Genomic DNA, 525 nt, shown 5'->3' on the forward strand with positions numbered 1-525 from the left:
GACGCATCCGCATGGTGGTAAACGCATGTACTTGGATGACATTTCAGAGTACGCGTACGCGGTTCACATCATCCAACATTGGAATGAAAAAGAAGATCACATCTCGCGCTTATTACAGCCTTTTTCAGTTGTCCCAAGAATTCAACTGCGTACCACGCACATCAACACCATTTTGAATTTGGTTGCGGATAGCGATGTGCTGTTTCCTTGTTCGCGTCACTTGATCAATCAGTTAGATAAGCGTTTTTCTTTTATCGAATTTGATGACGCGCTGCCGAAATTAGAGGGTAACTTCGGTTACGTTTACAGCGTAAAGCGCCGCAATGATCCGTTGATATTGTGGGTTAACAATACCGTTGAATCGTTGATGAAGTCGTTAGGCATTGAGTCGTAACAATGGTTGGTGAAACGGTTTGAACAACCGGGTTCAATAACGCACTGATCCCGGTTGTGTTGCATGATGTAATTACTCGTATTCAGAAGCGTAAGTTTCTTCATAAGTGTGCGAGTAAAGCTCGAACAGGT

1 pseudogene is annotated in these 525 nt (G+C 43.6%); it reads left to right on the forward strand.

Annotated features, from left to right (window positions below):
* Positions 1-394, forward strand: a pseudogene (locus tag R7E78_RS30320) (LysR family transcriptional regulator); the annotation flags it as partial.
* Between the last annotated feature and the right edge of the window lie 131 nt (positions 395-525).

It is taken from the genome of Vibrio sp. YT-19(2023) (assembly GCF_033337395.1).